General features: G+C 60.8%; 19 protein-coding genes. 11 read left to right on the forward strand and 8 right to left on the reverse strand.

From position 1 onward, the window contains the following. Positions 1-51: 51 nt before the first annotated feature. From ACYZTK_RS25135 to ACYZTK_RS25145, 3 genes are all read right to left on the reverse strand, one after another. The gene (locus tag ACYZTK_RS25135; RefSeq protein ID WP_162437481.1) at positions 52-609 is read right to left on the reverse strand and encodes a Smr/MutS family protein; all 558 of its coding nucleotides are present in this window, start codon (positions 607-609) and stop codon (positions 52-54) included. Between the two features lie 85 nt (positions 610-694). Next, on the reverse strand, positions 695-1015 hold the full coding sequence (locus ACYZTK_RS25140; protein ID WP_462012289.1) for a hypothetical protein: 321 nt from the start codon (positions 1013-1015) through the stop codon (positions 695-697). A 131-nt stretch (positions 1016-1146) separates the two neighbouring features. After that, positions 1147-1737: a cysteine hydrolase family protein gene (locus ACYZTK_RS25145; protein WP_462012290.1), complete on the reverse strand. Its 591-nt coding sequence runs from the start codon at positions 1735-1737 to the stop codon at positions 1147-1149. A 240-nt stretch (positions 1738-1977) separates the two neighbouring features. On the opposite strand from ACYZTK_RS25145, the gene prmB reads away from it, so the two are divergent. After that, positions 1978-2886, forward strand: coding sequence for a 50S ribosomal protein L3 N(5)-glutamine methyltransferase (gene prmB / locus ACYZTK_RS25150; protein WP_462012291.1), 909 nt, complete (start codon positions 1978-1980; stop codon positions 2884-2886). Positions 2887-3025: 139 nt separating this feature from the next. Here prmB and ACYZTK_RS25155 read toward each other — a convergent pair whose 3' ends face one another. Both ACYZTK_RS25155 and ACYZTK_RS25160 read right to left on the reverse strand, forming a co-directional pair. Next, on the reverse strand, positions 3026-3817 hold the full coding sequence (locus tag ACYZTK_RS25155; RefSeq protein ID WP_462012292.1) for a hypothetical protein: 792 nt from the start codon (positions 3815-3817) through the stop codon (positions 3026-3028). 99 nt (positions 3818-3916) lie between these two features. Further along, positions 3917-4870, reverse strand: coding sequence for an alpha/beta hydrolase (locus ACYZTK_RS25160; protein ID WP_462012293.1), 954 nt, complete (start codon positions 4868-4870; stop codon positions 3917-3919). Positions 4871-4999: 129 nt separating this feature from the next. On the opposite strand from ACYZTK_RS25160, the gene aroC reads away from it, so the two are divergent. The 5 genes from aroC to mtnC are packed head-to-tail and all read left to right on the forward strand — an operon-like array spanning position 5000 to position 9148. Beyond that, positions 5000-6091: a chorismate synthase gene (gene aroC, locus ACYZTK_RS25165; protein ID WP_099758435.1), complete on the forward strand. Its 1092-nt coding sequence runs from the start codon at positions 5000-5002 to the stop codon at positions 6089-6091. A 28-nt stretch (positions 6092-6119) separates the two neighbouring features. Further along, positions 6120-7271: an MFS transporter gene (locus ACYZTK_RS25170; RefSeq protein ID WP_462012294.1), complete on the forward strand. Its 1152-nt coding sequence runs from the start codon at positions 6120-6122 to the stop codon at positions 7269-7271. Further along, complete coding sequence (locus tag ACYZTK_RS25175; RefSeq protein WP_462012295.1) at positions 7268-7894, forward strand: methylthioribulose 1-phosphate dehydratase; 627 nt, start codon at positions 7268-7270, stop codon at positions 7892-7894. The genes ACYZTK_RS25170 and ACYZTK_RS25175 overlap by 4 nt, the downstream gene beginning before the upstream one ends. Positions 7895-7914: 20 nt before the next feature. Beyond that, positions 7915-8460: a 1,2-dihydroxy-3-keto-5-methylthiopentene dioxygenase gene (locus ACYZTK_RS25180; protein ID WP_462012296.1), complete on the forward strand. Its 546-nt coding sequence runs from the start codon at positions 7915-7917 to the stop codon at positions 8458-8460. A gap of 4 nt (positions 8461-8464) precedes the next feature. Beyond that, positions 8465-9148, forward strand: a complete 684-nt coding sequence (gene mtnC / locus ACYZTK_RS25185; RefSeq protein WP_462012297.1) for an acireductone synthase — start codon at positions 8465-8467, stop codon at positions 9146-9148. Between the two features lie 189 nt (positions 9149-9337). On the opposite strand, the gene ACYZTK_RS25190 is transcribed toward mtnC, so the two are convergent. Beyond that, entirely contained in the window at positions 9338-9616 is a 279-nt protein-coding gene (locus ACYZTK_RS25190; protein ID WP_462014972.1) for a DUF3509 domain-containing protein, read from the reverse strand. A gap of 343 nt (positions 9617-9959) precedes the next feature. On the opposite strand from ACYZTK_RS25190, the gene ACYZTK_RS25195 reads away from it, so the two are divergent. Together ACYZTK_RS25195 and ACYZTK_RS25200 are read left to right on the forward strand one after the other, a co-directional pair. Further along, complete coding sequence (locus ACYZTK_RS25195; protein ID WP_462012298.1) at positions 9960-11798, forward strand: long-chain-acyl-CoA synthetase; 1839 nt, start codon at positions 9960-9962, stop codon at positions 11796-11798. A gap of 97 nt (positions 11799-11895) precedes the next feature. Continuing rightward, positions 11896-12414, forward strand: a complete 519-nt coding sequence (locus ACYZTK_RS25200) for an ankyrin repeat domain-containing protein (protein WP_462012299.1) — start codon at positions 11896-11898, stop codon at positions 12412-12414. 31 nt (positions 12415-12445) lie between these two features. Here the strand turns inward: ACYZTK_RS25200 and ACYZTK_RS25205 are convergent, their stop codons facing one another. Together ACYZTK_RS25205 and xthA are read right to left on the reverse strand one after the other, a co-directional pair. Further along, positions 12446-13786: a phosphate ABC transporter substrate-binding/OmpA family protein gene (locus ACYZTK_RS25205; RefSeq protein WP_462012300.1), complete on the reverse strand. Its 1341-nt coding sequence runs from the start codon at positions 13784-13786 to the stop codon at positions 12446-12448. A gap of 180 nt (positions 13787-13966) precedes the next feature. Beyond that, on the reverse strand, positions 13967-14779 hold the full coding sequence (xthA, locus tag ACYZTK_RS25210) for an exodeoxyribonuclease III (RefSeq protein WP_462012301.1): 813 nt from the start codon (positions 14777-14779) through the stop codon (positions 13967-13969). A gap of 459 nt (positions 14780-15238) precedes the next feature. On the opposite strand from xthA, the gene ACYZTK_RS25215 reads away from it, so the two are divergent. The 3 genes from ACYZTK_RS25215 to ACYZTK_RS25225 all read left to right on the forward strand — a co-directional run bounded on the left by ACYZTK_RS25215 (position 15239) and on the right by ACYZTK_RS25225 (position 21353). After that, complete coding sequence (locus tag ACYZTK_RS25215; protein ID WP_462012302.1) at positions 15239-15889, forward strand: GNAT family N-acetyltransferase; 651 nt, start codon at positions 15239-15241, stop codon at positions 15887-15889. A 65-nt stretch (positions 15890-15954) separates the two neighbouring features. Continuing rightward, entirely contained in the window at positions 15955-17682 is a 1728-nt protein-coding gene (locus ACYZTK_RS25220) for an autotransporter assembly complex protein TamA (RefSeq protein ID WP_462012303.1), read from the forward strand. Further along, on the forward strand, positions 17679-21353 hold the full coding sequence (locus tag ACYZTK_RS25225) for a translocation/assembly module TamB domain-containing protein (RefSeq protein ID WP_462012304.1): 3675 nt from the start codon (positions 17679-17681) through the stop codon (positions 21351-21353). Before ACYZTK_RS25220 ends, ACYZTK_RS25225 begins: the two co-directional genes overlap by 4 nt. The last annotated feature ends 108 nt before the right edge of the window (positions 21354-21461 follow it).

The raw sequence follows: 21461 nt of genomic DNA on the forward strand, positions 1-21461 counted from the left end.
AGGGCAAGGGTACGGTGGCGGACACGGCGCTGCAAGCGCGAAGCGACAGGTTTACTCGTCGCGACCTTCCATCATGGTCCGTTTGAGCATCACATAAACCGCTCCGGCGCCGCCGTGCCTGGCCTGGCACGAGGTGAAGCCCAGCACTTGGGAATGCTGGCGCAGCCAGGTGTTGACGTGGCTTTTGATCATTGGGCGCTTGCCGTCCAGGCGCACGGCCTTGCCATGGGTGACGCGCACGCAGCGGATTTCGAATTTGGTTGCTTCGGCGAGGAAGGCCCATAGGGTTTCCCGGGCTTTTTCCACGTTCATGCCATGCAGGTCGAGGCTGCCTTCGAACGGGATCTGGCCGACCTTGAGCTTGCGCATCTGGCTTTCCTGCACGCCGTCACGGGCCCACATCAGCTCGTCTTCGGGGCCGACATCGATCACGAACTGGTCAGACAGGCCATCCACGGTGGTGGCATCGGTGCGCACGGTAGCCGCCTGGCGCAGCTTGGCGATTTGCGCGCGGTCAGCTTTGGGTTTGCCGGTTTCGGCGCGATCGTGCTTGATCGGCTTGACGCCTTGGATCGCACTTTTGAACAGGGAAAAATCGTCGTCTTGCATGTCAGCCTCCGCGAAGGGCGGCCAGTTTACCCAAGTCGAGGCTTTAGCCATAACAATTGAGGCCCGTCGAATGCCGGGCCTTTGTTCAATCGTGTTTTTTCATCAGGTGCGGCGACATGTTCAGTTGCCGTGACTGGCGCGCACGACGGCGGCAACGGCGCCACAGCCAAACGCCGATGTACAGCACGAACAGGCCGACAGCCAGGATAATTGCCGAGCCCAGGGGGCTTGCATTCAATTCGCCCAGCGCCGGTGGGCGGCCAAGCAGGCTGGCGGCACCGGCCATGGCGAGCAGCACGCCACAGGTAGACAGCAACGCGGCAAACGCGGCGCCAAATCGAAAACGCCAGTTGCTCTGGCCTTTGGGCCGCAGGCGGCGAGCGTCAAAACCATCGGATAACTTCATTCCGACCTTCCTCAATGGGTATCGGCCCTTCGACCGGGAGTTGACCGGGATGTTCCTGAGGCTAAAACAATTATAGGCAATGAGAGGCTTTTGCGGATGAGCGGCGGTATGTGCCGCTCACCAGGCTCCGATCAAATCAGTTCGTGAGTCAGGGCGAGGGTGGCGAAGTTGTCCGCCATGATCGCCATTTCGGTCTGTTGCACGTGTTCGGCGCTGAGTACGGTGCCCTTGTATGGCAGATCGCGGGTGGCGCAGGCATCTTCGACCAGGGTGCAGCGATAGCCCAGGTTCTTCGCTGCGCGTACCGTGGTGCTGACGCTGGAGTGGCTCATGAAGCCGCACACGATCAGGTCCAGCGAGCCGAGATTCTGCAGGCGCTCCAGCAGTTCTGTGCCGTGAAACGCGCTCGGCAGCAGTTTGCCGATGATGGTTTCGTCGGCCAGTGGCTCCAGGCCGGGGATGAATTCGCCGCGCTCGCCCTGGGGGTCGAACAGCCCACCGACGGTACCGAGGTGGCGCACATGCACGATCGGCCGGCCCGCTGCACGGGCGGCGCTTACCAGTTGCTTGATGTTCGCGACGGCAGCTTCCATGCCGACCAGTGCCAGCGGACCGCTGAGATATTCCTTCTGGGCATCGATGATGACAAGGGTCGCATGACTCAGGTTGGCTGCTGCATAACCGCGGCCGCTGAGTTGAAACATCGTTTTTGGAACGGACATTCTGGGGCTCCTTCGGGTGGGGCTTTTGCGACATTGTCCTCTGGCTGAGCGCTTCTGTGAATCGCTACCATCGCAGGTGCCGTGTTTATTGGCTCGCAGCCTTGTCAATACTCACAAATTGTTCAATAGCCAAGCGAAAAAACAGAAAAGTCCTACATCGGTCCGGATGATTTATGCCGTCGTCGCAAGTCGTTTTGACTGGTAGAATTACCAGTCGTTTTTTCCAGAGAGTTTGCCCCCGTGATCACTTCCCGACTTCGTACCCTGCGCGACCATATCCGTTGGGCCGTCAGCCGCTTCCATGGGGAGGATCTGTTCTTCGGCCATGGGACCGACAACGCCTGGGACGAAGCCCGTCAACTGGTGTTGGGTGCGTTGCACCTGCCGTGGGAAATGGCGGACAGCTACCTCGACTGCAACCTGGAAGAGGATGAACTGGTCCACGTCCAGCGCTTGCTCCAGCGGCGCATCGAAGAGCGCATTCCGACCGCCTACCTGTTGAACGAGGCCTGGTTCTGCGGCATGTCGTTCATCGTTGACGAGCGTGTGCTGATTCCGCGTTCGCCGATTGGCGAGTTGATCGAAAAGCGCTTTGAGCCATGGCTGGGCAGCGAGCCGGCGCGGATTCTCGACCTGTGCACCGGTTCCGGCTGCATCGGCATCGCCTGTGCCTACGAGTTCCAGAACGCCGAGGTGGTGTTGGCCGACCTGTCCTTCGAAGCGCTGGAAGTGGCCAACCAGAATATCGAGCGCCATGGCGTCGATGAGCGTGTGTACACCGTGCAGGGCGATGGTTTTGATGGTCTGCCGGGTCAGCGTTTTGACTTGATCGTGTCCAACCCGCCTTACGTCGATTCCGAAGATTTTGCCGACATGCCGGACGAGTACCAGCACGAACCGGAGCTGGGTCTGGCCTGCGGCGACGATGGTTTGAACCTGGTGCGCCGGATGCTCGCCGAAGCGGCGGATCACCTGGCCGAGAAGGGTTTGTTGATTGTCGAAGTGGGCAACAGCCAGGTGCACGTCGAGGCGTTGTACCCGGAAGTCGACTTCGCGTGGCTGGACTTCGAGCGCGGAGGGCATGGGGTGTTCATGTTGACGGCCGAGCAGTGCCGGGAGCATCAGGCGGTGTTTGCTTCTCGCGTCTAAGCTGGTGACGCCATCGTCGGAATGCCGCCCAGACCAAGCCCGCTCCCACAGGGACTTGAGTCGTGCGCAGATATTGCGCGACACCCGATACTTGTGGGAGCGGGCTTGCTCGCGAAGGCCGCGCCTCGGTCTCAGACTGTTACCGGTGCGTAGCAATCCAGATCAACAACCCCGCCTGAAACACCGCAAACGCCACCAGGCACGAAATGGTAAACCGCAGCGCCGTGTCTTCACGCTGGTATTTGCTGACCTTTTCCTCGTGCTTTTTCAGTTTCACTTCCTGCTCGGCCAGGTTCTGCTCGGCCTGCTGCAGCATCTGCGCCGCCTCGAGAATCTCTACCACCTGCAGCTTCTCGCTGTTCCACCGGGTCTTCAAGTCGCCCACCAGCGCGTCCTTGATGCTGCCCTTGAGGTGCTGGGCGTCGGCATAGACCACTTCGAACCCATGGCCCTTTAAAAAATCATCGCGACGCAGGCGGGTGTCTTCGTTCAGCGCGTCCTTGTTGTTCAGGTCGGTGCCGTGAACGGTGTAGCCGGGCCAGCGCTGCTTGGCCCAGTCGATCCCGTGGGCGGCCATGTAGCGGCCGATGCCGCGGTTCACCGGTTCGGTCTGCAAGCCGCTGTCGGGCCCGAATCGCACGCTTTTATCCAGATGATCGACCCACACATCCAGCAGATTCTGCTCTTTGCGCACTCGCTGGCCGGGCAGGGTGATGCTCATGCGCATCAGGCTGCGTTCCTTGTCATTGCGCTCGGCATAGCCGAATTCGACAAAGCGCAGCGGCCGCGCGCCGGTGTTGCGGTCGGTCTGCAGCGGTGCCAGGCGCAGCATCTTGCGGTGCTCAGTGTGCACGTCAGCCCACGGCAGCTCGACCGCTGGCGGCGCGTCCTGCTCAGCTGGAATCTCGGGTGAAGTTTGCGTATCAGTCATAACGGCAAGGTCCTGTCCAAGCTCGGCGTGTCGCCAGGCTTAATGCTGGCGACACCGGCTTATCGGCCGTTTTCTGCAGGACTGGAGGGTAAACAGCGCTTAACTGGCACGAAGTCCGTCAATAAACCCGAGGATCCGCGCACCCAGCTCGGCGGCCAGTGGCAAATTCGGATCCCTGTAGGAGGCCAGCTGGCGCTTCACGTCATTGGGCACGATGCGCATCACGTGGTTCATGCCTTCGATCAGCGCCAGCTCGGCGTCCGGTTTCGCCGCCTTCAGCAGCTTTGCGTCACCCACGCCGACCTGAATATCGTTACCGCCCTGGATGATCAGCGCCGGCATTTTCAGCTTGGCAAACGCCGCTGCAGGGTCCTGGCGAAACAGCGAGATCAGGTACGGCTGCACACTCGGGCGGAAGATCACCTGCAGCTGCGGCGGCACATTGTCATCGGTGCGACCGGCCTTGAGGGTATCGAGCAATTCGTTAGCTCGCAGCATCAAGGGTGGCGGCAGGCGATTGCCCAGTTGCTGGCGTAACACCTGGTCAATTGGCCGGGCGCTGCCGGACATGGAGATCACTGCCGCCGCGTCGATACTGGGCGCGGCGAGGCTGGCGATCAGCGCGCCTTCACTGTGCCCCAGCAGGATCAACTGGCCAAACCGCGGATCCGCCTTGAGCTTGCGGCCCCACGCCTCGGCGTCGGCTACGTAGCCTTCCACTGAAAGATTGCGCTCGTCCGGGGCGGCGGGCAGGCTCGCGGCCACACCCCGCTTGTCATAGCGCACGCTGGCGATGTTGTGCTTGGCCAGCACCCACGCCAACCGCTTCAGGCTGTCGTTGCGCCCGCCATCGGGATTGTTGCCGTCGCGATCGGTCGGCCCGGAGCCGGAAATGATCAGCACCACCGGCACTGGCGTCTCGGACTTGGGCAGCAACAGCGAACCAAACAGTTCGCCGCTGCCGGTATCCAGCGATATGGGACGTTGCAGCACAGTTGCCTGCACAAATCCGGTAAACAAGGTAAGGCTCAAGGCTAGAACTCGCAGCATCATCACGCCATCATTCACAAAGGTGCCGGTTGGACTCGCAAGCACCCATAAGGTTCGAGGATGAACTACTTGGGTAGCCTGCGTATACTGGCGCGCATTACGTATTCAGGTTCAATTCACGGAGCGTCCTGCATGTCCGGCAATACCTACGGCAAGCTGTTCACTGTCACCACCGCTGGCGAAAGCCATGGTCCGGCGTTGGTCGCCATTGTCGACGGCTGCCCGCCGGGCCTGGAAATTTCCCTGGAGGATTTGCAGCGCGACCTCGATCGCCGCAAACCCGGCACCAGCCGCCACACCACCCAGCGCCAGGAAGCCGACGAAGTCGAAATCCTTTCCGGTGTATTCGAAGGCCGCACCACCGGCTGTTCCATCGGCCTGCTGATTCGCAACACCGACCAGAAGTCCAAGGACTACTCGGCGATCAAGGATCTGTTCCGCCCGGCCCACGCCGACTACACCTACCACCACAAGTACGGCGAGCGCGACTACCGTGGCGGCGGTCGCAGTTCGGCGCGGGAAACCGCCATGCGTGTGGCGGCCGGGGCGATTGCGAAGAAATACCTGGCGACCCAGGGCATTGTCATTCGTGGCTACATGAGCCAGCTCGGTCCGATCGAAATTCCGTTCAAGACCTGGGACTCGGTGGAAGACAACGCCTTCTTCAGCCCGGACCCGGACAAGGTGCCGGAGCTGGAAGCCTATATGGACCAGTTGCGCCGCGACCAGGATTCGGTCGGCGCGAAGATTACCGTAGTGGCCGAAGGGGTGATGCCGGGCCTGGGCGAGCCGATCTTTGATCGCCTGGACGCTGAACTGGCCCATGCGCTGATGAGCATCAACGCGGTCAAGGGCGTGGAAATCGGCGCCGGTTTCGCCAGCGTCGCCCAGCGCGGCACCGAACACCGCGATGAAATGACCCCCGAAGGTTTTCTCAGCAACAACGCCGGTGGCATTCTGGGTGGCATCTCGTCCGGCCAGCCGATCGTCGCGCACCTGGCATTGAAGCCGACTTCCAGCATCACCACGCCGGGCCGTTCGATCGACATCCACGGCAACCCGGTGGACGTCATCACCAAGGGTCGCCACGATCCGTGCGTGGGCATTCGTGCCACCCCGATCGCCGAAGCGATGATGGCCATCGTGCTGATGGATCACCTGCTGCGTCACCGCGGGCAGAACGCCGATGTGCGAGTCAGCACGCCGGTGCTGGGTCAGCTTTAATGGCTGACTTCATAGCCGCCGCAGTCTGATGACGGCGGTGGCACTCCCGTACTGGCGGCTTTCCAGCTTTTATCTGTTTTATTTCGCCTTGCTCGGTTCGACGGCGCCGTTCCTGGCGCTGTACTTCGACCACCTGGGTTTTTCCAGCGCGCGAATTGGCGAGCTGGTGGCGATCCCGATGCTGATGCGCTGCGTAGCGCCGAATATCTGGGGCTGGCTCGGTGATTACACGGGTCGGCGCCTGGCGATCGTGCGTTTCGGTGCGGTCTGCACGTTGCTGACCTTTTCGCTGATTTTCGTCAGCAAGACCTACGCCTGGCTGGCGATGGTCATGGCCTTGCACGCGTTTTTCTGGCACGCGGTGTTGCCGCAGTTCGAAGTCATCACCCTGGCGCACCTCAAGGACCAGACCGCGCGCTACAGCCAGATTCGCCTGTGGGGCTCCATCGGTTTCATCATTACCGTGGTGGCGCTGGGGCGGTTGTTCGAGTGGCTGAGCCTGGACATCTATCCGCTGGCACTGGTCTTGATCATGGCCGGGATCGTGGTCAGCAGCCTGTGGGTGCCCAATGCCCAGCCGGCGCAGGGACCACGTATCGCCGGCGACGGTTTTCTCAAACAATTGCGCAGCCCCGGGGTCCTGGCGTTCTACGCCTGCGTGGCGCTGATGCAGATGAGCCACGGCCCCTATTACACTTTTCTGACCTTGCACCTCGAACGCCTGGGCTACAGTCGCGGCCTGATCGGCATGCTCTGGGCACTCGGTGTGGTCGCCGAAGTCCTGATGTTCCTGGCAATGAGCCGGATTCTGGCGCGCTTCTCGGTGCGCCGGGTGCTGATGGCCAGTTTCCTGCTGGCGGCGCTGCGCTGGGTGTTGCTCGGTTCGTTCGCCGAGTTTCTCTGGGTGCTGCTGTTCGCCCAGGTGCTCCATGCGGCGACTTTCGGCAGCTTTCACGCCGCTGCCATCCAGTTCGTGCAACGTAGCTTCGGTGCGCGCCAGCAAGGGCAGGGCCAAGCGCTTTACGCCGCCCTGGCCGGCACCGGCGGCGCATTGGGCGCTCTTTATTCCGGCTACAGCTGGAACGCCCTTGGCGCACCATTGACCTTTAGTATTGCCAGCCTCGCAGCCTTTGCGGCTGCCGTTATCATTGCCACACGCATGCAAGAGGACAGGCCATGAGCCTTACCCGTGAACACCTCGCCCAGGAAATCATCGATGCCGGGCGTTTCCTGTATGGCCGCGGCTGGTCGCCGGCCACCAGCAGCAACTATTCGACTCGCCTGTCGTCCACCGAGGCGCTGTTGACCGTGTCCGGCAAGCACAAAGGCCAGTTGGGCGCGGACGATGTGCTGGCCACTGACCTGGCGGGCAACAGCCTCGAACCCGGGAAAAAACCGTCCGCCGAAACCCTGCTGCACACCCAGCTCTACAGCTGGCGCGCGGACATCGGCGCGGTGCTGCACACCCATTCGGTCAACGCCACGGTGCTGTCGCGCCTGACACCGGAGGATTTCATCGAGTTCGAGGATTACGAACTGCAGAAAGCCTTCAGCGGTGTATCGACCCACGAATCCCGGGTGCGCGTGCCGATCTTCGACAATGACCAGGACATTGCGCGTCTCGCCGCCAAGGTGCAGCCTTGGCTGGAGGCGCACCCGGATTGCGTCGGCTACCTGATTCGCGGCCATGGCCTCTACACCTGGGGCGCGCGCATGAGCGATGCCCTGCGGCAGATCGAGGCTTTCGAATTTTTGTTTGAGTGCGAGTTGAAGATGCGCTCGCTCTCCAACCGCAACGCATGAACCGTTAAGGAGTTGCCCTGATGAGCAGCCTGTCCGTTTACCACGTCTCAAGCCCTGACATTCCGAACAAGGTGCTGACCCATTTCGAAGACATCGCTTCGACCCTGGCGGAGCAGGGCGTACGCTTCGACCGTTGGCAAGCTGCGGCAAAAATCCAGCCCGGCGCCAGCCAGGAAGAAGTGATCGGCGCCTATCAGGAGCAGATCGACCGCTTGATGACCGAGCGCGGTTACGTCACCGTCGACGTCATCAGCCTGAACAGCGATCACCCGCAAAAAGCCGAGCTGCGCGCCAAGTTCCTCGACGAGCACCGCCATGGGGAAGACGAAGTCAGATTTTTCGTCGCCGGGCGTGGCTTGTTCACCCTGCACATCGACGATTACGTCTACGCCGTCTTGTGCGAGAAGAATGACTTGATCTCGGTGCCGGCCGGTACCCCGCACTGGTTCGACATGGGTGAGCATCCGCATTTCGTCGCGATCCGCCTGTTCAACAACCCTGAAGGCTGGGTAGCCAACTTCACTGGCGAAGACATCGCTAACCGCTTTCCGCGACTGGAGGACTGAGCCGATGCCGATCAAAGCGATCCTCACCGATATCGAAGGCACCACCAGCGCGGTGAGTTTTGTCTTCGACGTGCTGTTTCCCTATGCAGCCAAACACATGCCGGATTTCGTCAGGCAGCAGGCCGGACGCGCTGACGTGGCAGAGCAGTTGGACGCCGTGCGCCGCGACAGCAACGAGCCGGACGCAGACGTTGAGCGTGTCATTGAGGTTCTGCTGGGCTGGATCGCTGAAGACCGCAAGGCCACGCCGCTCAAGGCATTGCAGGGGATGGTCTGGGAGCAGGGGTATCAGGCCGGCCAGTTGAAAGGCCATGTATACCCCGATGCCGTTGAAGCGCTGAAGGCTTGGTATCAGGCAGGTTTTAAACTTTATGTTTATTCGTCGGGCTCGATTCAGGCGCAGAAGCTGATTTTCGGCTGTTCCGAGGCGGGGGATTTGTCGCCACTGTTCAGCGGCTATTTCGACACCACGTCAGGGCCCAAACGTGAGGCGCAGTCTTACCAGCGGATCACCCAGGCCATAGGCATCGAGGCAGCGCAGATTCTGTTTCTGTCGGATATCGTCGAAGAACTGGACGCGGCGCGTGCGGCCGGCATGGCTACCTGCGGACTGGCCCGTGAAGGCGGGGAGCTCGCCGGTCACGTGACCGTCAGCAGCTTCGCGCGAATCAATACTTTCAATTTTTGAAGGAAATTCCCTGTAGGAGTGAGCCTGCTCGCGATTGCGGTGCGTCATTCAACACTGATGTCGCCAGATAAACCGTAATCGCGAGCAGGCTCACTCCCACATGGGTGGCCGAAATTGCGTATTCCAGAAACAACTCAGGCCGTGAAGCGGAAGCGCTCACGGCCTGTCTGTTTATAACTCTGCATCAATTTACGCGGAATGATAAGTCGGCAAAGCAAACCGCTGCTGGCTCTGCAGCATCGAAATCTGTGGCAGTTCGCTGGCCTGTTCCGCCAGGTCACGGCGAATGGCACTGATCACCCAGGACAACTGGTCGCCAGCATGCAATTGCTGGTAGGAGATCGAGCGTTTGAACACTTTGCCTTCCTGACCACGCAGTGTCAGCAGAATACCGCCGTCCGGGCGTGGCTGAGTAGTCACTTCGAAGTTGGAGAACAGGGAGGTAAATTTTTCTTGGATCAGGCTCATGTCTATCAGCTCCGTTAGCACTTGATTGGCAAGCATGAAGAGGTAGTTGCAGCCTTTGTGCCAGCATTTGTGAATAAAAAAAACGTTATAAATCATATAGTTAACAAAACTGCTGATTTTTGCTTTCGTGCAATCTGCATGAATGGCCATCGTGCATCCTGCATTTTGAAAGATTGCAGCGGTTGCAATGGAACCAATCGCAAGAATCACGCTCACGATTGCGCCGAGCTGAATAGCGGATACAAAACATTGCAAAAACCGCGTGTACAGGCCCTGAACCGCTGACGTACTTTCGCCCTCTGACACCGCCACCCGACAATAAAAAGATCGAACGGGAGCAACCATGAGCCGCGCGCTGAACGACACGATTACCTGGGGCATGATGCTCCGCAAGCTGCCTGCCATCGCCAGGGCCCTGCTCCGAGTGGTCAGGGGGATGAAAGCCGCCAACGTCAAGGACCCGACCCAATCATGTGGTCTCGGCTGGAGCTTCGAGCAAGCGACACTGCGCAATCCAGACGGCGCGGCATTGCTTCAGGGCGACAGGCTGCTCACGTATGCCCAAGTCAACCAGTGGGCCAATCGCATCGCCCATCACCTGACTGCCCAGGGCATCCGCAAGGGCGATGTGGTGGCGGTGTTCATCGAGAATCGTCCGGAACTGCTGGTGAGCATCCTGGCGGTGGCCAAGACCGGTGCGATCAGTGCACTGCTCAATACCTCGCAAACCCGCGACACCCTGGCCCATAGCCTGAACCTGGTGGCGCCTGCGGCAATCATCGTGGGCGGCGAATTGGTGGCGGCGTTTACCGCAGTTCGCGAGCGCGTGGCAATCGATCCGGCGCGCACCTGGTATGTCGCGGATCAGGACACCTGCCATCACCCCGGCATGGCCCCCGAAGGTTTCATCAACCTGATGGCGGCCATCGCCGACAGTCCTGGCGATAATCCGCTGAGCAGCCAGCAAATCTTCCTCGATGATCCGTGTTTCTACATTTACACCTCGGGCACCACCGGATTGCCCAAGGCTGGAGTATTCAAGCACGGGCGCTGGATGCGCAGCTCCGCCAGCTTCGGCACCATCGCCCTGGACATGGGCCCGGATGACATCGTCTATTGCACCCTGCCGCTGTACCACGCCACCGGGCTGTGCGTGTGCTGGGGTTCGGCCATCAGCGGGTCCTCGGGGTTCGCCATTCGGCGCAAGTTCAGTGCCAGCCAGTTCTGGGGCGACGTGCGCAAGTACCGCGCGACCACCCTCGGCTACGTCGGCGAACTGTGCCGCTACCTGGTGGATCAGCCGCCCAGCGTCGATGACAGCCAGCACCGGGTCACCAAGATGATCGGCAACGGCCTGCGCCCCGGCGCCTGGTCCGAATTCAAGAGCCGTTTCGCGGTGGATCACATCTGCGAGCTGTACGCCGCCAGTGACGGCAATATCGGCTTCACCAACGTGCTCAACTTCGACAACACCGTCGGTTTTTCCCTGATGTCCTGGGAGTTGGCCGCGTATGACCATGACAGTGGCCAGCCCCTGCGTGACGCCGGCGGTTTCATGCGCAAGGTGGCCAAGGGCGAGCAGGGCTTGTTACTGGCGAAAATCGACGACAAGGCGCCACTGGACGGCTACACCGACTCGCAGAAGACCGCCAAAGTCGTGCTGCATGACGTGTTCGAGAAGGGCGACCGCTATTTCAATACCGGCGACCTTTTGCGCAATATCGGCTTTGGTCACGCGCAGTTCGTCGACCGCCTGGGCGACACCTACCGCTGGAAGGGTGAAAACGTCTCGACCACCGAGGTCGAGAACATCCTGCTGCAGCACCCGAATATTTCCGAGGCCGTGGCCTATGGCGTGGAAGTACGCAACACCAACGGGCGCGCCGGGATGGCGGCGATCACCCCGGCCGAATCCCTGGCAACCCTGGATTTCAGCGAGCTGCTGGCGTTCGCTCGCGAGCAGATGCCAGCGTATGCAGTGCCGTTGTTCCTGCGGGTGAAAGTGAAAATGGAGACCACCGGCACCTTCAAGTACCAGAAAACCCGGCTCAAGGACGAAGGCTTTGATCCTGGAAAAACTGGCGATGACCCCATTTATGCCTGGCTGCCGGGAACTCACACCTATGTGCAGGTGACTGAACAGGTGCTGGCCGAGATTCACGACGGCAAACACCGTTATTGAATGTGGCTATGACCCTTGATCAGAAAAAAGAAGTGACAGTGCCCGGGCTGCTCGGGAAACTGTTGCCCTTTGCGAATACATAGATAGTGGAGCCCCCATGTCAGACCAAAGCCGCCAGATGACCCCCGAAGAAGCCGCTGAATTTGCCGAACAGGTATTCAACAAGGCACGCGAGGGCGATGCGGCCATGATGGCAGCGTTGCTGTCCAAAGGCCTGCCGCCCAACTTGCGCAATCACAAGGGTGACACCTTGCTGATGCTGGCTGCCTACCATGGCCATGTCGAGACGGTAAAAGTACTGCTGGAACACAAGGCCGACCCGGAGATCCGCAACGACAACGGCCAGAGCCCGATTGCCGGCGCCGCGTTCAAGGGTGACCTGGCGGTGGTCACGGCACTGGTCGACGGTGGGGCGCAGGTCGAAGGCTCGTCCTTCGACGGTCGTACCGCGTTGATGATGGCGGCCATGTTCAACCGCGTCGCCATCGTCGACTATCTGATCAGCAAAGGTGCTGACCCGAAGGCCAAGGATGCCAATGGGGTGTCGGCGCTGGATGCGGCGAAGACCATGGGCGCGGTGGATACCACGGCGCAGCTGGAAAAATTACAGGGCTGAATTGAAGCTGAGGCGAGCGCTCCTGCTCGCCTCAGTACACCCACACTTCTACTCGCCGATTCTTGATCCGCCCCTCATCCGCGCTGTTCGCCGCCACCGGCATCTGCGCACCAAAACCGCGAATCTCGCGAAACACCACGCCGCTCTTGGCCAGTTCCCGGCGTACGGCCATGGCCCGCAGTTTCGACAACAGGTCGGCACGAGCCGGATCAGTCTTGGCGTCCCCAAACCCCACCAGCGTCACCTGCCGATCGGCTTTGTCACGCTGCTTTATATAGTCGAGCACCCGCGACAGGTCCTGCAGGGCCTTGTTATCCAGGGTGGCGCTGCCTTCCTCGAAACGAAAGTTCACGGTCAGGCGCTGCGCATGGCGACTGAGGGCCTGATAACCCTCGGGCATCAGGGCATTGGGTACCACCGCCATGGCCTGCACGGTCTGGGCGATAAACCCGTTGGCCGCAACAATCTCCTGGCCCCGGCTGCCCTGGGCAAACTTCACCAATGCCTCGGCCCATGGATTGCTTGCGTTAAGTGGCAGGTAAAAGTACAGCCGCCGCGATAGCGGATAATCTTCCGTGGCAATCAGATTGTTGAGGGGCAGCATCGCCTGGGACGAACCGTCGGCGATCGCCACGGCCTTGGCCTGGCGCACATAAGGCAAGCCGATGAAACCGATGCCCTGGGGATCGTGGCTGACGGCATCGGACAATTGCTCGCTTGACTCAAAGCGCTTGGCGCTGGCGCTGAGATTTTTCCCACGGCCGCTGAGCACCAGTTCCTTCAAGGTATCGTAGGTGCCGGAGTGATCATCTCGGGCGTAAATGTGAATGGTCCCACCCATGCCACCGACTTCTTCCCACGTCTTGGTCTCGCCGCTGAAGATGCCTGCCAGTTGCTCGGTGGTCAGTTGGTTCAGTGGATTGTGCGGGTGCAGGATGATCGCGAGGCCGTCGATGGCGATAACCTGCTCGGCGCCGGGGCTCTTCAGGTCACCCAGGTTTTGCAGGCTGGCCAGCTCACTGTCCTTGATCGGGCGCGAGGACGCTGCGAGATCGGCCGCAGCGCTTTGCAAGGCGGTGAAGCCGGTACTGGACCCGTGCGCGGCGATTTCCACCGCTACCCGACGCCCCTGTGCGGTTTCGCCGACGATGCGCAATTCGTTGCTCTTGTCCGGCGTCTCGCGGTGAATCTTGAGCAATCCCTGCTCGCGCATCAAACCTTCGACCAGCGCCGGCCCCAGCGCTGCGCCGATGGTGTTGGAACCCTGGATGCGCAACACCGGGCCGTGGTCGGGCAGCGGTAACGCGCCAGCAGACGCCGACCCAGGTACCAGGATGCTCAGCATCAACAGGAACAAAACGCGCAGCAGCATGCCGGCACCCTACAAAGCAAAGGAAGTGCCGGGAGATTAAGTCAGTAGGGTTTCACAAAGATGACAGTAGCTGGCTGTGAGAACACTGTAGGAGCGAGCTTGCTCGCGATAGCGGTGGGTCAGCCAACAAAAATGTTGAATGTCAGACCGCCATCGCGAGCAGGCTCACTCCTACATGGCTCAGCTCAACTCAAGCCAGATCGGCGCATGATCCGACGGCTTTTCCATCCCGCGCAGTTCATAGTCCACCCCCGCGTCCTTCACCCGCGGCAGCAAGCCATGGGACGCCATGATCAAATCAATCCGCAGTCCACGCTTGGGTTCATCTTCAAACCCGCGACTACGGTAATCAAACCAGCTGAAGCGATCTGCCACCTCAGGATTCAGATGGCGGAAGCTGTCCACCAACCCCCAGTTTTTCAACCGCGCCATCCACTCGCGCTCTTCCGGCAGGAAACTGCACTTGCCGGTTTTCAGCCAGCGTTTCATGTTGTCCGGGCCGATGCCGATGTCGCAGTCTTGGGGAGAGATGTTCACGTCACCCATCACCACGACCGGCTGGTCGTTGCTGAACTGGCTTTCGAGCAGTTGCTGCAGGTCGTTGTAGAAACGCTCCTTGGCCGGGAACTTGGTCGGGTGATCGCGGCTTTCTCCCTGGGGAAAATAGCCGTTCATGATCGTCACCGGCACGCCATTGGCGTCGGCGAATTTGCCCCAGATGAAACGACGCTGGGCGTCCTCGTCATCGGTGCTGAAGCCTTTGTGCAACTGCAGCGGTTCCTGGCGGGAGAGCAGGGCAACGCCGTAATGGCCTTTTTGCCCGTGGAAATACACGTGGTAACCCAGCGCTTGTACTTCGGCCAACGGGAACTGGTCATCGTGGACCTTGGTTTCCTGCAATCCGATCACGTCGGGCTGGTGCTTCTCAATCAGCGCCGCCAGCTGATGCGGGCGAGCACGCAGCCCGTTGATGTTGAAGGAGACGATCTTCATGGTCGGCAGTCCTGGCGCAAAAGGGCGATGCTAACTGACATGCTTGTTTGGGGCTAGCCATTGGTGGGTCTTGCTTTGTGTACATATCCGTTGCTGCGGTAACGGCTTCCATTGATTCCGCTTTTACAGCGGGTTACTTGGCGCTTTTCCAAGTGACTCGCTGTAAGAGCGAAACCATAAGCAGCCGTGACCGCAGAAACGGATATGTACACAGCAAGATCAAAAGATCGCAGCCTCGTTTCACTCGACAGCTCCTACAGCTCCTACAGGTCCCAAACATCAGCATCAGCATCGCAGGCGCTCCCCGCACACATCCTATGCACTTGGTCTATACATTGATAAACCAAACCCAGCGCAACCGCCGTTTTTCAACCCAGCAAGGAACTGTGCCCACACCCAGAGGCTCGTACCAACAAGAGCGCCGCCATTTTGAGCGGTGCCCCGGGGAGATTTTTCGTTATGCCCGACACCTCGACCGCCATTGCCGACATCCACATGCTCGACAGTGGCTACTCCCGCGAAGCCCGCTCGCTGCTGTATCAGGCCTATCGTCATGAGCCGACGTTCAGCTACCTGTTCGAAGCCGAACGTCCCGGCTACGAGCAACGGGTGCGCGCCACCGTGCGCGAACTGGTCAAGCAGCATTTCCTGCAGGATCTGCCCGCCATCGGCCTGCTGGTCAACGATCGACTGATCGGCATCGCCCTCATCGCGCCGCCGCAACGGCGCCTGGGCATTACCGAGAGCTGGGCCTGGCGTCTGCGCATGGTCCTCAGCACCGGATTTCGCTGCACCCGCCGCTACCTCGAATACCACGATGCGGTCATGGCGTGCGTGCCGTCCGACTCTGTGCACCTGCTGCCGTTGCTGGGCGTTCACCCGCAGTTCCAGGGCAAACACTTCGGCGAACAATTGTTACAGGCTGTGCACAACTGGTGCGCCGTCGACGAACACTCTCAGGGCGTGGTTCTGGACACCGGCAACCCGCGTTATCTGGAGTTCTACAAGCGTCAGGGCTATGAGGAAATCGGCGAAGTCGCCATCGGGCCAGTGCGCGAGCACGTGTTTTTCCACGCCAATCCACAGGTCCTGCAAACCGCGACCGCATAAAGGACGAACTTTGCGCGCAAACCAGGCTCTATCACGCTCCCAAGCTCGTGATAGCATCCGCGCCTATGAAGTTTCCAGGAAGAATTACCAGTAGCGTGCTGATGCTGATAACCAGCTGCACGGCGCTGGCGCAAAGTGAATTGGATGTGCGGGTCAAACCGTCCAACGATGAACTCAAGGCCAATATAGAGGGCTATATCGGCAGCCTCGGCGATCGTGACGAAGAAGCCTTGTTGCGCTTCAGCCGCGGTGCCGAGGAACAGGCGCGCAAGGCCGCCCAGGCCCTGGGTTATTACCAGCCGCAGATCGAGTCGGACGTGAAGGGCGGCAAGAGCCCACGGCTGATTCTCAACGTCGATCCTGGCGAGCCGATTCACCTGCGCAATGTCACCATCAAGGTCCAGGGCCCTGCGGCGTCGCTCAAATCCTTTCGTGTACCTAAAAGCGCAGCGCTGAAAACCGGCGCCGTACTTAACCATGGCAATTACGAAGACGCCAAGCGCCTGATCCAGAACCAGGCTTCGCGTTTCGGTTATTTCAGCGGGCATTTCTCCCACCAGACATTGTCAGTCGACCCGCGAGCCGGTGTCGCCGATATCGACCTGGTCTACGAGAGCGGTCCGCGCTACTCCATGGGCAAGGTCAGTTTCGAAGGCGACACGCCTTTCGACGAAGATCTGCTGATGCGCATGGTGCCTTTCAAGGAAGGCGCCCCGTATGACTCCGAGCTGATTGCCGAACTCAACCAGGCCATGCAGTCCAGCGGCTATTTTGAAAGCGTGCGGGTCGATGCGGCACCCACCGCTTCGAAAAACAACGTGATCCCGGTCGATGTCAAACTCGACACCCGCAAGCCGCGGACCATGGGCCTGGGCTTGGGTTACTCAACCGACGTCGGGCCCAGGGTCAAGGCCAACTGGACCCGCCACTGGGTCAATCCCCAGGGCCACAGCTATGGCTGGGAAACCGAAATATCGGCGCCGCGGCAGAACGTCGGGATTTTCTACGACATTCCCCTGGACCCGCCATTGACCGACAAGCTGCGCTTCGCCGGCGGTTACCAGAGTGAAGAAATTGCCGACAAGGACTCCCTCAGCAAACTGCTGACCATAGGCCCGGAGTGGCACAGCAAGTTGCCCAGCGGTTGGCAGCGCGTGGTGTCGCTGAAGTGGCAGCGCGAGGAATATCGACTGGGCGACGACTCTGGGCTCAGCAATTTGCTGATGCCTGGGGTCAGCTATTCCTATCTGAAAAGCGACAACCGCATCGACCCGCACAACGGCTATCGCCTGCAGTTCGAAACCAAGGTGGCCAAGGAAGGGTTGGGTTCGGACAACAACCTGCTGTATGGCACTGCGCTGGTCAAAGGCCTGACCACAGTGTTCGACAAACACCGCTTCCTTGGTCGGGTGCAGGTCGGCGGCAGCGCCACCAACGGCTACAAATCGGTGCCTCCGTCGCTGCGTTTCTTCGCTGGTGGCGATCAGAGCGTGCGCGGTTACGACTACCAGAGCCTGTCCCCGGAAAACTCCGAGGGCGACCGCATAGGTGGCCGCTATATGGTCACCGCGAGTGCCGAGTACCAGTACTCGGTCGCGGAAAAATGGCGGGTCGCGACCTTCGTCGATCAGGGCAACTCCTTTAATACGCTCGAACTGCCGAACCTCAAGACCGGCGTCGGTATCGGTGTGCGCTGGATCTCGCCAGTGGGGCCGATCCGCCTCGACCTGGCCCACGCGCTGGATGACGACGGTGGCATTCGACTGCACTTTTCCATGGGGCCCGAGTTGTGAATCGTGGTTTGAAGATAACGCTGCTGGTCATCCTCGGCCTGTTGCTGCTGATCATCCTGGCCGTCTCCACCGTACTCGGCACGGCAGCGGGCAGTCGCTGGGCACTGGGTTTTGTGCCGGGGCTGAGCGTGGAGAATTTCCAGGGGCGCCTGGGCGGCCAATGGAGCGCCGACCATCTGGTGTGGCAGCAGGACACCAGTCGGGTGGAGCTGAGCAAGGCGATCTTCGCCTGGTCACCCTGGTGCCTGGCGCGTCGGACCCTGTGCATCGAGCAGCTACAGGCCGATCAGGTCAGCCTGCAATTTCCACCGGAAGTTGAAGAAGAAAGCAGCGGCCCGATCAGCCTGCCAGACCTTGACCTGCCGCTGGCCATCGAGCTGGGCGACGTCAAGATTGGCAGCCTGCTGTTCAACGGCAGTGAAGAACTCAAGGGCCTGCAACTGGCCGCGCACTGGACCGTCCAGGGGCTGCAGATTGATTCGGTAAAGCTGCAGCGCGATGAACTCAGCCTGAACCTGTCAGGCCTGCTGCAACCCAGCGGCAACTGGCCCCTTAAGGCCGAAGGCACCTTGACCCTGCCAGCGCCGGGCACCGGTCCCTGGGCGCTTGCCCTGAAGGTCGACGGTGACCTGCTGAAAACCCTGAATCTTACAGCCGACAGCAGCGGCTATTTCAACGGGCGGTTAACTGGCGAACTGCAGCCGCTGGTGGAGAATCTGCCGGCCAAAGTGCGCATCACCGCTGACGGCTTCAAACCCAGCGCCGATTTACCGGACACCTTGCAGCTCAATCAGCTGGAACTCACGGGTGCCGGCAACCTGAAAGACGGTTATCAATTGCTCGGCAAGGCCAGCTTGCCAGCTGAACAGGGCCCGGTCGCGCTGTCGCTGCAAGGCAAGGTCGACGCCGGGGGCGCGCAGATTGCCACGCTCGATCTGAGTGCGAACGACAAACAGAACCTCAAGCTCTCCGGGCAAGTGGACTGGAGCAAAGGCCTCAGTGCCGACGCGAAGATCGACTGGCTGGACTTCCCCTGGCACCGCGTCTATCCACTGATCGATGAGCCGGAAGTGGCATTGCGCAGCTTCAATGGCGAAGTGTCCTACACCGACGGCAAATACCTTGGGAATTTCAAGGCCGCGCTGGATGGTCCGGCAGGCGCCTTCAGCCTGCAGAGCCCGTTCGCCGGCGACCTGACTAAAATTTACCTGCAGCAGATTCAACTCGAAGCCGGGCAGGGCAAGGCCGAGGGCCACCTGAACCTGCAGTTTGCCGATGGCATTGCCTGGGACACTGCGCTGGATTTGTCGGCGATAAACCCGGCGTATTGGGTCGCGGAATTGCCTGGCACCCTGGCCGGCCCGTTGCGCAGCAGCGGTGCTATAAAGAATGAAAAGCTCAGCCTCAACGCCGACCTTGATCTCAAGGGCAAGCTGCGCGGTCAACCGGCGGTGATCCAGGCCAAGGCCGATGGCGGCGGCGAGCAATGGAGCCTCAGTGCGCTGCAGATCCGACTGGGCGACAACAGCATCAATGGCAAAGGCAGCCTGCAGCAGAAACTCGCCGGGCAGATCGATATCAAGATGCCACGCCTTGGTCAGCTGTGGCCGCAACTGCGCGGCCAGCTCAATGGCCGAGTGGATGTCGCCGGTACGCTCAACGCGCCGCAAGGCAAGCTCGGCCTGCAAGGCACGCAACTGGCCTTCGAGGACAATCGCCTGCAAAGCCTGAACCTGGACGCGACCCTCGACAGCGCGCAGCGGGCGAAAATCGACCTCAAGGGCGGTGGCATCCAGGCCGGTGACACCGCGTTGGGCACGCTGACCGCCAGCGGCCAGGGCGATATCAAAAAGCAGCAACTGAACCTCGATCTGCAAGGCCCGCAGCTCAAACTCACCCTCGGACTCGACGGTGCGCTGGATAAAGGCAACTGGCGCGGACGTCTGGCCACTGGCGATATCCAGGCCGGCGGCCAGGACTGGAGGCTACAAGCCCCGGCGAAACTTGAGCGCCTGGCCGATGGCAAAATCAATTTTGGCGCCCATTGCTGGCGCTCCGGTCCGGCCAGCCTGTGCGGAGAAGACCAGCGCCTGATGCCTGAGCCGAAACTGCGTTACCACCTCAAGCAATTCCCGATCGAGAGCCTGGCGCAGTGGTTGCCCAAGGACTTCGCCTGGAAAGGCGCGCTCAACGCCGACCTGCAACTGGACCTGCCGGCCAGCGGTCCGAACGGCCAGATCAGCATCGATGCCAGCGGCGGCACCCTGCGAGTGCGCGACAAGGGTCAGTGGCTGGATTTTCCGTACCAGACCCTGCTGCTCACCAGCAAAATGACGCCCAAGCGCATCGACACCGACCTGAATTTCGTCGGCGGCAAACTCGGCGAACTGCGGGTTCAGGCGCAGATCAACCCGTTGCCGGCGAACAAGCCCATGAGTGGCACGTTCCGCCTCAATGGCCTCGACCTGTCCGTGGCGCGGCCATTTGTGCCTATGGTGGAGAAAATCAGCGGCCGCCTGAATGGCAGCGGCACCATTGGCGGCACGCTGCTGGCGCCTTTGGTGAACGGCAATTTGCTGTTGAGCGATGGCGAGGTGTCCGGGCCGGAACTGCCGATCGAACTGCAGGCCTTGCAGCTGCAGGCGGTGATTGCCGGTGAAAGCGTGCAGTTGAAAGGCGGCTGGAAAAGCGGCACGACCGGGCAGGGAACGCTCAACGGCAGCATCGCCTGGGGCCAGGCGCTGGTGGTGGACCTGGCACTCAAGGGTTCGCAATTGCCGGTGACCGTGGAGCCCTACGCCAAGCTGGAAGTCGCCCCGGACCTGAAGATCTCGATGAAGGGCGACGAACTGGCGGTGGCCGGCAAGGTGCTGGTGCCCAGGGGCGAAATCACCGTGCGCGAATTGCCGCCTTCGACGGTCAAGGTCTCCGACGACACGGTGATCGTGGGTCAGCAGACCGAGGAAGGCAAACCGCCATTGGCGATGAAGATGGACATTGATGTGGAAGTTGGCGCCGATAAACTCAGCTTCGCCGGGTTCGGCCTGACCGCCAACCTGCAGGGCCACGTGCACATCGGCGACAACATGGACACCCGGGGCGAGCTCTGGCTCAACGATGGCCGCTATCGCGCCTACGGTCAGCGCCTGACTGTGCGCCGGGCGCGGTTGCTGTTTGCCGGCCCGCTCGACCAGCCGTATCTGGACATCGAGGCGATTCGCCAGACCGATGACGTCATCGCCGGCATCCGTTTGAGCGGCAGCGCCGAGCAGCCGACCACGCAGATCTTCTCGGAACCTGCGTTGAGCCAGGAGCAGGCATTGTCCTACCTGGTACTGGGGCGGCCGCTGAGCACTGACGGTGGCGACAACAACATGCTCGCCCAGGCGGCGCTCGGCCTGGGATTGATGGGAAGCTCCGGGGTGACCAGCGGCTTGGCAAAGAACCTCGGCATCCAGGACTTCCAGCTCGACACCCAGGGCAGCGGCGACCAGACCTCCGTGGTTGCCAGCGGCAATATCTCGGAGAAGCTCAGTCTGCGTTATGGGGTGGGGGTGTTCGAGCCGGCCAATACCATTGCGCTGCGTTACAAGCTGAGCAAGAAGGTCTACCTGGAAGCGGCGGGTGGCGTGGCGAGTTCGCTGGATATCTTCTACAAGCGGGATTTTTAGGCACCAAGGATCAACAGCAAGATCAAAAGATCGCAGCCTTCGGCAGCTCCTACAGGGTTATGTGTACACCTGTAGGAGCTGCCGAAGGCTGCGATCTTTTGCTTTTGA

The sequence above is a fragment of the Pseudomonas sp. LB3P31 genome, assembly GCF_054897945.1.